At 63.3% G+C, this 9727-nt stretch carries 9 protein-coding genes; all 9 read left to right on the forward strand.

Translation table 11 applies throughout. The features are described from left to right. Positions 1 to 4 precede the first annotated feature (4 nt). On the forward strand, positions 5 to 1960 hold the full coding sequence (gene mrdA, locus VMA74_RS12950; protein WP_325367589.1) for a penicillin-binding protein 2: 1956 nt from the start codon (positions 5 to 7) through the stop codon (positions 1958 to 1960). A gap of 23 nt (positions 1961 to 1983) precedes the next feature. Continuing rightward, entirely contained in the window at positions 1984 to 3075 is a 1092-nt protein-coding gene (rodA, locus tag VMA74_RS12955; protein WP_325367591.1) for a rod shape-determining protein RodA, read from the forward strand. An 85-nt stretch (positions 3076 to 3160) separates the two neighbouring features. Next, entirely contained in the window at positions 3161 to 4105 is a 945-nt protein-coding gene (mltB, locus tag VMA74_RS12960; protein WP_325367593.1) for a lytic murein transglycosylase B, read from the forward strand. Next, complete coding sequence (locus VMA74_RS12965; RefSeq protein WP_325367577.1) at positions 4102 to 5010, forward strand: septal ring lytic transglycosylase RlpA family protein; 909 nt, start codon at positions 4102 to 4104, stop codon at positions 5008 to 5010. Before mltB ends, VMA74_RS12965 begins: the two co-directional genes overlap by 4 nt. Before the next feature lie 68 nt (positions 5011 to 5078). Next, positions 5079 to 6308, forward strand: a complete 1230-nt coding sequence (locus VMA74_RS12970; RefSeq protein WP_325367579.1) for a D-alanyl-D-alanine carboxypeptidase family protein — start codon at positions 5079 to 5081, stop codon at positions 6306 to 6308. A gap of 68 nt (positions 6309 to 6376) precedes the next feature. Then, entirely contained in the window at positions 6377 to 6667 is a 291-nt protein-coding gene (locus VMA74_RS12975; protein ID WP_325367581.1) for a YbeD family protein, read from the forward strand. Positions 6668 to 6858: 191 nt separating this feature from the next. Then, the gene (gene lipB, locus VMA74_RS12980) at positions 6859 to 7464 is read left to right on the forward strand and encodes a lipoyl(octanoyl) transferase LipB (protein ID WP_414649610.1); all 606 of its coding nucleotides are present in this window, start codon (positions 6859 to 6861) and stop codon (positions 7462 to 7464) included. 8 nt (positions 7465 to 7472) lie between these two features. Next, positions 7473 to 8495 carry a lipoyl synthase gene (gene lipA / locus VMA74_RS12985; protein ID WP_325367585.1) on the forward strand — a complete coding sequence of 341 codons (1023 nt, stop codon included), beginning with the start codon at positions 7473 to 7475 and terminating at the stop codon, positions 8493 to 8495. A gap of 20 nt (positions 8496 to 8515) precedes the next feature. Beyond that, the coding region (locus VMA74_RS12990; protein ID WP_325367587.1) for a PDZ domain-containing protein at positions 8516 to 9727 on the forward strand (1212 nt) is incomplete at its 3' end.

The raw sequence follows: 9727 nt of genomic DNA on the forward strand, positions 1-9727 counted from the left end.
CGAGCTGTTCCGCCGCCGCGCCTTCGCCGGATTTGCGCTGATTCTGCTCGGGTTGGGCGTGCTGGTGGGGCGCTATGTGTTCCTGCAAGTGCTGCACCACGATGAATTTGCGCTGCGTTCGGTCAACAACAGCGTGAAGCCGCGCGCCATTCCGCCGGCACGTGGCCTCATCTACGATCGCAACGGCGTGCTGCTGGCCGACAACGTGCCGGCGTTCCGGCTCGAGGTGGTGCCCGAGCAAGTGCACAACATGAACCAGATGCTGGCGGACCTCGGCAAGGTGATTCCGCTGGACCAGGACGACCTGGACGCCTTCCGCAAGCAGCTCAGGCAATCGCGCCGCTTCGACAGCGTGCCGCTGAAGATGCGGCTTACCGAAGACGATATCGCGCGCTTCGCCGTAAACCGCTGGCGCTTCCCCGGCGTGGACGTGGTGCCCTACCTCACGCGCCAATACCCGCTCGGTCCGCTGTTTGCGCACGTGGTGGGTTACGTCAGCCGTATCGACGCGGACGATCTGCAGAATCTCGACCCGGATCGCTACAAGGGCACCACCCACATCGGGCGCACCGGCGTGGAACGCTCCTACGAGGACGTGCTGCACGGCACGCCCGGCTATGAGCTGGATGAAGTGAACGCCGATGGACGCATCCAGCGCGTGCTCAAAACCGATCCGCCGGTGCCGGGCAAGAATCTCTACTTGAGCATCGATGCACGCATCCAGAAGGCAGCGCAGGATGCCTTCGATGGAAGACCCGGCGCCGCCGTGGCGATCGATCCGCGCAACGGCCAGGTGCTGGCCATGGTTAGCGTGCCGTCGTTCGATCCCAATCTGTTTGTCAACGGCATCAGCTCCGCCGATTACAAGGCGCTGATCAACGCACCGGACAAGCCGCTATTCAGTCGTGCGCTGAAGGCCGCCTATCCGCCCGGCTCGACAGTGAAACCGTTCATGGGCCTGGCCGGTCTGGAATACGGCGTGCGCACGCCGCAGGACTCCGTGCTTTCCACTGGCGTGTTCTACATTCCCGGTCAATCGCGCGGCTATCGCGACGACCAGCGCTATGGCGCGGGCACCACCAATCTCTATAAGGCGATCTACGCCTCGGTCAACACGTACTTCTATAAGCTGGCGTTGGATCTGGGCATCGATCGCATCAGCGAATTCATGGGTTCGTATGGATTCGGGCGTCCCACTGGCATCGATCTTCCCAACGAGGCGTCCGGCGTGCTGCCCTCGCGTGAATGGAAGGCCAAGCATTCGCCCAAGGAACGCACCTGGTACCCCGGCGAGACGGTGATTACGGGTATTGGCCAGGGCTACTGGTCGGTCACGGCCCTGCAATTGGCGCATGCCCTGGCCACGTTTGCCGGCCGCGGCGTGCCCTATGCGCCGCGCGTGGTGATGTCCACGGCGGACGTCGGCAAGCCGCCGGCACCTCTGCCCAACCCGCCCACCGGCCCTTCATTGATCAAGAACATGAAGGACTGGGAGGCGGTGAATGAAGGCATGCAGCTGGTGATTTACAGCAACGACCCGCAATCCACGGGCTTCAGGGCCAAGCTGGGCGAAGGCTTCCCCTACCGCATCGCCGGCAAGAGCGGTACCGCCGAGCGTTTCTCGCGCAAGAGCAATGCATACAACGAGGACAAGAACACCGCGTATCTCGCTGCACGCCATCGCGCCTGGTTCGAGGTCTTTACGCCGGCGGAAAATCCGCGCATCGCTGTCACCGTGGTGCTGGAGGCGGGTGCATGGGGTGCGGAGGATGCAGGTCCTATCGCGCGCAAGATTCTCGATGCATGGCTGGCCACGCAAGGCGGCGCGGTACCGCCCGACAAGCCGCTGCCGGAATCGGGCGTGGCGGCCGCATCGTCCGCGGCAAGCACGCCTGAAGACATTCCGCAGGGAGACCTGCCTGCTCCGGATAGCTCCAGCGCGGGAGACAACACGCCGTGACGCTCGATAACTTGCGCGCTCGCATGCATCGTTTTCTTCGCCGCGTGTGGACACGTCCGCGTATCGATCTGCCGCTCGCATTCGCTTTGCTCCTGCTATGCGGCGTGGGATTGGTGACGCTCTACAGCGCCGGGGACAGCAACCTCGGCCTGGTCGTCGGGCAGGCCGCGCGCTTCGTGTTGGGCGGTGTGTTCATCCTGCTGATGTCGCGTATTCCGCCCTCGGTGCTGCGCAACTGGACGCCCTGGCTCTACGCCGGCAGCGTGATGCTGCTGGTAGTGGTTGCCGTGCTGGGCGAAGGCCGCGGCGCGGATCGCTGGCTCAATCTCGGCATCATGCGCTTCCAGCCATCCGAGCTGCTGAAGCTGACCATGCCGATGATGGTGGCCTGGTACCTGCACCCGCGCCAGCTGCCGCCAAGTTGGAAGGACATCCTCGTGGTCGGTGGGATGATCGCCATTCCCGCCGGCCTGATCGCCAAGCAGCCGGACCTGGGTACCGCGCTGCTGGTGGCGGCGGCCGGCGGTTTCGCGCTGTTTCTTTCCGGCATGGCGTGGTGGCGCATCGGCGTGCTGCTGGCAGGCGCCGCCGGCATGGTGCCGATCGCCTGGCACTTCATGCACCAGTACCAGCGCGATCGCATCCTTACCATGCTCAATCCGGAATCCGATCCGCTCGGCAACGGCTGGCACATCATCCAGTCGCAGATCGCGGTGGGTTCGGGCGGCATCTTCGGCAAAGGCTTCGAGCAGAGCACGCAATCGCGCCTGGACTTCCTGCCCGAACACACCACCGATTTCATCTTCGCGGTGTTCTGCGAAGAATTCGGCTTGATCGGCGTGTGCGCGATCCTGGTGCTGTATGCCTTCATCATCGGCCGCTGCCTGTGGATCGCGATGGAAGCGAAAGACACGTACTCGCGCCTGCTTGCCGGTGCGATCGGCATGAGCTTCTTCGTTTACGTGTTCGTCAATGGCGGCATGGTGGCGGGCCTGCTGCCGGTGGTGGGCGTGCCGATGCCGATGGTCAGCTACGGCGGCACCTCGGCGGTGTCGTTGCTGGTGGGCTTTGGGGTGTTGATGTCGATTCATGCCAATCGCAAAGTGCATGACTGATGGTCCGTCAAAAACGCACACGCGTGTTACGCTCCTGCGCATGAAGGGAAAAATCATTTCTGCACTCGCAGCACTGTGTTTCGCGATGCCGCTGACGGCGTGGTCTGCGCATCCTGGCCAGGCACAATTGGTCGCCGAAGTAGCGAAAGACACCGGCAAGGATCCGGCCGCGTTGAACGCCTTGCTCGACGGCGCAAAACGGCAGCAAAGCATCCTCGATGCGATCAGCCGCCCGGCCGAGGCGAAGCCGTGGAGCGAATACCGCCAGATTTTCCTCACGCAGGCGCGTATCGACGCAGGCGTCCGGTTTTATCTCGACCACCAAGCGTTGCTGGAACAGATCGGCAAAAAATACGGTGTCGCGCCGCAGTACATCGTCGCCATCATCGGCGTGGAAACCTTCTATGGACGCAGCACTGGCAAGTACAAGGTGCTGGATGCGCTGGTGACGCTGGGTTTGTACTACCCGCCGCGCGCGGCGTTTTTCCGCAATGAGCTCAAGACCCTGCTGGAACTGCCCGATACGCAGCTGGCCGGCCCAGTCGACACGCTCACCGGTTCCTACGCGGGCGCGCAAGGCTGGGGCCAGTTCATGCCGAGCAGCATTCGCGATTATGCGGTGGACGAAGACGGCGATGGCCGCATCGACCTGAAGAATTCACTGCCCGATATTTTCGGCAGCGTGGCCAATTACTTCGTCAAGCATGGCTGGGTCAGCGGCGGCCTGGTGGCGGCGCGTGCCCAACCCGACGCGGCAGCGAAAGTGCTGACCGTCAAGGATGCTTCGCCGCAGTGGACGATCGAACAGCTGGAAGCCTGGGGTTATGCGCCGCTGCAGCACCTCGATCCGGGCGCGGCGAGCAGCCTGCAGACCTTGCAAGGTGCGAACGGTCCGGAGTACTGGTTCACCTTCAAGAACTTCCAGGTGATCACCACCTATAACCGCAGCGTGATGTACGCGATGGCGGTGAACCAGCTCGCGCAGGCCATCATCGAAGTGGTGCACGCCCAGGAGAACGCCGCTCGATGAAGATGCTCCGGCGCCTGTCGTGGCTGCTTGCAATCACCCTGGTGCTGGCTGGCTGCGGCGGACATCGCAGCACACGACCCGCCTATGCGCCGCACGGTAGTGCCGGTCGGAGCTCCGGCGGTATCTACGATGACACCAGCCGGCCGCAGAGCAGCCGTTACAGGTCCAGCGCCGACAGTATTCCGGATGGGCCGCCGCCGGACGTGAGCAACTTGCCGGAGCCAGTGCCCAAGGTCGAACCGCGCTCGCTGTACGGCAACAAATCACCCTATACCGTGCTGGGCCGCACCTATACCGTGCTGCCGACGGCGCGCGGCTACGACGAGCGCGGCATCGCCTCGTTCTACGGCAGCAAGTTCCATGGCTACAAAACATCTAGCCTTGAGGACTACGACATGTACAAGTTCACCGCCGCCAGCAAGGTGCTGCCGCTGCCGAGCTACGCGCGGGTGACCAATCTGCAGAACGGCAAGAGCGTGATCGTGCGTGTCAACGACCGCGGCCCCTTTCACGAGGACCGCGTGATCGATCTCTCCTACGCCGCCGCGGTGAAAATAGGCATTTGGCCCAAGGGCACTGGGCTGGTGGAAGTGCAGGGCATCGATCCGTCCGCGCCGCCGCAAGAGGAAGCGCCGCCACCGCCGCGTGTCACCGCAACGCCCGCGCATCCGCCCAGTATTTACCTGCAGGTTGGCGCATTCTCCGACGCGGCCAACGCCGAACGCGTCGCCGCGCAATTGCGCGTGGCGAATTTTGCGCCGGTGCAGGTGTCGGATGCGACGATCGGCGGCCGGCTCGTGCATCGCGTACGCGTGGGCCCCCTGAGCGACGTGGACAGCGCCGACCAGGTGAGCGCCAAGATCGAACAAATGGGTCTGCCGCAGCCGCAGGTCGCGGTAGACTGACGTCTTTTCTTCGAAGAAATCATGGCGCCACGCGCGCCGAGCAAATAGAAATCGGAAGCAAGCCCACCATGAATCCGTTCCGCCGCCCCCTGCACATCCTTGCCGCTGCCGCCCTGGTCTTCGGCGTCAGTGCCGTCGCCCAACAAACCCCGCCCAAACCCGTGCCGAATCCGCCGCCGGCACCTGCGGCCGTCGCGGTGCCGGTACCGCCGCCGCCGGATGTGGATGCCAAGGCATGGGTGCTGATGGATTACACCACCGGCCAGATTCTTGCCTCCAAGAATCCCGATGAACGCGTGGAACCGGCCTCGATCACCAAGATCATGACCGACTACGTCGTCTCCGCGCAGCTGGTCGCCGGCAAGATCCACCTCACCGACCCGGTGACGATCAGCGAACACGCATGGCGCGCCGGTGGCGCCGGCACCGACGGTTCCACCAGCTTCCTCAAGCTCAACAGCCAAGTGCCGCTGAAGGACCTGCTGTACGGCATGATCATCCAGTCCGGCAATGATGCGGCCATCGCGCTGGCCGAGCACACCGCCGGTTCCGAGGAAACCTTCGCCAACCTGATGAACGCCTATGCCAAGCAGTTGGGCATGGTGAACACGCACTTCGCGAACGCTTCGGGTTATCCGGTTCCCGATCACTATTCCTCGGCGCATGACATCGCAATCCTGTCGCGCGCGCTGATCCACGATTATCCGGAAGACTACGCCATCTCCGCGATCAAGGAGTTCACCTGGAACGGCATCAAGCAGGGCAACCGCAACACCCTGCTGTGGCGCGATCCCAGCGTGGACGGCATCAAGACCGGCCACACCGCCGAGGCAGGCTTCTGCCTGGCCGCTTCGGCCAAGCGTGGCGATGCACGCATGATCGCCATCGTGATGGGGTCCAGCAGCGAAAAGTCGCGCGCGGATGCGGCGATGGCGTTGCTCAACTATGGCTTCCGTTTCTACGAAACGCACAAGCTGTACGAAGCCAACAAGCCGCTGGCCACGCCGCGCCTGTGGAAAGGTGAAGCGGACCAACTGCCGCTTGGCGTGACGCAGGACGTGCTGGTCACCGTGAAGACCGGCGATTACGAGAAACTCAAGGCGACGATGGACATTCCATCCACCTTGATTGCGCCCTACAAGAAGGGCCAGCAGGTCGGTACGCTGCATATCACGCAAGACGGTCAGGCTGTGATGGACGTACCGCTGGTTGCGCTCAACGATGCGCCGCAGGGCGGTTTCTTCAAGCGCCTGTGGGACAGCATCCTGTTGTGGTTCCACGGTAGCGGCAAGAAGTGAGACGCAAGCCGGGATGGCATCCCGGCCCGCGCAGGCATGCCGGTCATCGAGTCGAGTGGAGACGTCCCATGAAAGAACTGAGCGACATCAAGCCCCAACAAGAAGGCCAGGGGTTTCAATTCCCCGGCGAATTCGAGATCACCGCCATGGGGAACGCCAGTGCGGACCTGAAAGCCCGCGTGCCGGCGATCCTGAAAGGCATCGGCCTGCACGTGCTGCACGAAACGGTCAAGCATCGCCATTCACGCGAAGGCAACTTCCTGTCCGTCACCGTCAGTTTCCGTTGCGAAACCCGTGAGCAGTACGACCTGGCGCACAGCGCGCTGCGCGCCGATCCGGATATCCGCTATACGCTTTGAACGGCGGGGAGTTGGGAATAGGGAACGTGAGGCTTCCGGCACTTGTTCTCTATCGCCGACAGCCCAATCTGCTGTCCACAAACACCCGCACCCATGGTCTAGCCGTGACCGATCCTTCCCCGTTGCCTGTTCGCTCCCCGCTCAACGTCCGCCGCCTCGGCCGCCAGCCCTACGCGCCGGTCTGGCGGGCGATGAGCGCCTTCACCGACAACCGCACCGCCGACACCACCGACGAGCTGTGGGTGCTGGAGCACGATCCGGTCTTCACGCTCGGACAGGCCGGCAAGATGGAACACGTGCTGGCGCCGGGCGATATTCCGGTCGTGCCGGTGGATCGGGGCGGACAGGTCACCTACCACGGCCCGGGCCAGATCGTGGCCTATCCGCTGATCGACCTGCGCCGTGCCGGGGTGGGAGTGCGCGAGCTGGTCAACCGGATCGAGCAGGCCATCATCGACACACTGGCGCACTGGAATATCGAGGCCGTCCGCCGTGAGGGCGCGCCCGGGGTCTACGTGGCCGACGCCAAGGTCGCAGCCCTGGGCTTGCGCGTGCGCCGGGGCTGCAGCTTCCACGGGCTGGCCTTCAACGTAAACATGAACCTGGAACCGTTCCACCGCATTAATCCTTGCGGTTACAAGGGTCTGGCGGTCACGCAGGTGCTAGACTTGGGCGGTCCGTCGCGGCTGTCGGACGTTGAAGATGTGCTGATCGGCGAGTTCTGCCGGCAGTTGGGCTTCGAAGCTGAATCGGCCGTCCCCGTGATCCCCGAACTCCCCGATCGCATGGCGGTCTGAGCTATTTCATGAGCGATACCACCGCATCCTCCAGCAAAGCCATTCCAATCAGCGTCGTCAGCGGCGCACCTGCCGAGGGCGCACTTGTCGACAAGCAGCTCGGCAGCGACAAGATCGCTCTCAACCGCGCCGGCTTCGATACCAACGTTCCCACGCTGCGCAAGCCAAGCTGGATTCGCGTGCGCCTGCCGCAAGGCAACGCCGTGCAACAGCTGAAGGCGCGCCTGCGCGAGAACGCGCTGGTCACGGTGTGTGAAGAAGCCTCCTGCCCGAACATCCACGAGTGCTTCAGCAAGGGCACGGCCACCTTCATGATCCTCGGTGATGTGTGCACGCGCCGCTGTTCGTTCTGCGACGTGGCACACGGCCGTCCGGCTGCGCCCGATCCGCTGGAGCCGGCGCGCCTGGCCGACACCATCCGCGACATGCGCCTGAAGTATGTGGTGATCACCTCGGTGGATCGCGACGACCTGCGCGACGGGGGTGCCGAACATTTCGCCGCCTGCATCCGCGCCGTGCGCCATACCGCGCCGCACACCCGCATCGAGATCCTCACGCCGGATTTCCGCGGCAAGGGCCGCATGGAGCGTGCCCTGGAAGTACTGAAGGATTTCCCGCCGGACGTGTTCAACCACAACCTGGAAACCGTGCCGCACCTGTACCGCGAAGTGCGTCCGGGCGCTGACTACCAGTGGTCGCTGGATCTGCTCAAGCGCTTCAAGGCGCAGCACCCGGACGTACCCACCAAGTCCGGCATCATGCTGGGCTTGGGCGAAACCTACGAACAGGTCATCGAAACCATGCGCGACCTGCGCGCGCACGATGTCGACATGATCACCATCGGCCAGTACCTGCAGCCCACGCCGCATCATCATCCGGTGGTGCGCTACTGGACGCCGGATGAATTTGAATCCTTGCGCGTGGCCGGTGAGGCGATGGGTTTCCATCATGTCGCCTCCGGTCCGCTAGTCCGTTCTTCCTATCACGCCGACCAGCAGGCTCACGCGGCTGGCGTCACCGAGCACGCCTGAAGAGGCCTCCAGAGAAACCCATGACTCTCCGCTTCCGTCCCTTGCTAGCCCTGCTGGTCGCGTTCAGCGTCACCACCACGGCAGCCTTCGCGCAATCGGCCGCCGAGATGGGCGCCACCACGCCGCGCAAGGTATCCACGCTGCCGTTGCAGCCGACCGCCGACGAAGCCAACGCGGCGTTGATCTCCGCGCATCTGCTCACCCGCTTCCACTACGACGCGCAGCCGCTCGACGATGCGATGTCGGAGAAGATCTACACGCGCTATTTCAAGCTGCTGGATGGCGAGAAAGTCTTCTTCACCCAGGAAGACATGGCGAAATTCGCCAAGTACAAGGACCAGTTCGACAACGAGATCTGGAACAAGGATCTGTCCGGCGCGTTCGACATCTTCAACCAGTACATCCTGCGCGCCATCGACCGCATGAACTATGCGCGCAGCCTGTTGAAGCAGGGTTTCGACTTCAACACCAACGATACCTACGTCATCGACCGCAAGAAGGCGGACTGGCCCAAGGACCAGAACGAGCTCAACGACCTGTGGCGCAAGCGCACCATGAACGACTGGCTGCGCCTGAAGCTGGCCGGCAAGAGCGACGACGACATCCGCAAGACGCTGGACAAGCGCTACAGCAACTACATCGATCGCATGAAGCAGCTCGATGACCAGGATGCGCTGCAGACCTTCATGACCGCGTATGCGAACTCCACCGATCCGCATACCGACTACATGGGTCCGCGCGCCGCCGAGAACTTCGACATCTCCATGAAACTCTCGCTGGAAGGCATCGGCGCCGTGCTGCAGCAGCGTGACGACTACACCGTGATCCGCGAACTCGTGCCCGGTGGCCCGGCCATGAAATCCGGCAAGCTGCACGTGGGCGACTACGTGATGGGCGTGGGCCAGGGCGAAAACGGCCCGATCCAGGACGTGGTCGGCTGGCGCATTGACGACGTGGTCAACCTGATCCGCGGCAAGAAAGACACCACCGTGCGACTGGAAATCGTGCCAGGCGACCAGGGCACCGACGGCAAGCATGAAATCGTCACGATGGTGCGCAAGAAAGTCACCATCGAAGAACAGGCTGCCAAGAAGAAGGTCATCCAGATCACCGACAACGGCGTCACCCGCAAGATCGGTGTGATCGAACTGCCGATGTTCTACTCCGACTTCGGCGCCCGCAGCGAAGGCGACAAGAACTTCAAGAGCGCCACCCGCGACGTCGCCAAGCTG

Source organism: Dyella sp., assembly GCF_035508675.1.
In the GTDB taxonomy this organism is placed as follows: Bacteria; Pseudomonadota; Gammaproteobacteria; order Xanthomonadales; family Rhodanobacteraceae; genus Dyella_B.

Coding starts and splice junctions, on each gene's coding strand:
- mltB (WP_325367593.1), top strand. CDS start 3,161: ATGCCGCTGACGGCGTGGTCTGCGCATCCTGGCCAGGCACAATTGGTC.
- VMA74_RS12975 (WP_325367581.1), top strand. CDS start 6,377: ATGAAAGAACTGAGCGACATCAAGCCCCAACAAGAAGGCCAGGGGTTT.
- VMA74_RS12970 (WP_325367579.1), top strand. CDS start 5,079: ATGAATCCGTTCCGCCGCCCCCTGCACATCCTTGCCGCTGCCGCCCTG.
- lipA (WP_325367585.1), top strand. CDS start 7,473: ATGAGCGATACCACCGCATCCTCCAGCAAAGCCATTCCAATCAGCGTC.
- VMA74_RS12965 (WP_325367577.1), top strand. CDS start 4,102: ATGAAGATGCTCCGGCGCCTGTCGTGGCTGCTTGCAATCACCCTGGTG.
- lipB (WP_414649610.1), top strand. CDS start 6,859: ATGAGCGCCTTCACCGACAACCGCACCGCCGACACCACCGACGAGCTG.
- rodA (WP_325367591.1), top strand. CDS start 1,984: ATGCATCGTTTTCTTCGCCGCGTGTGGACACGTCCGCGTATCGATCTG.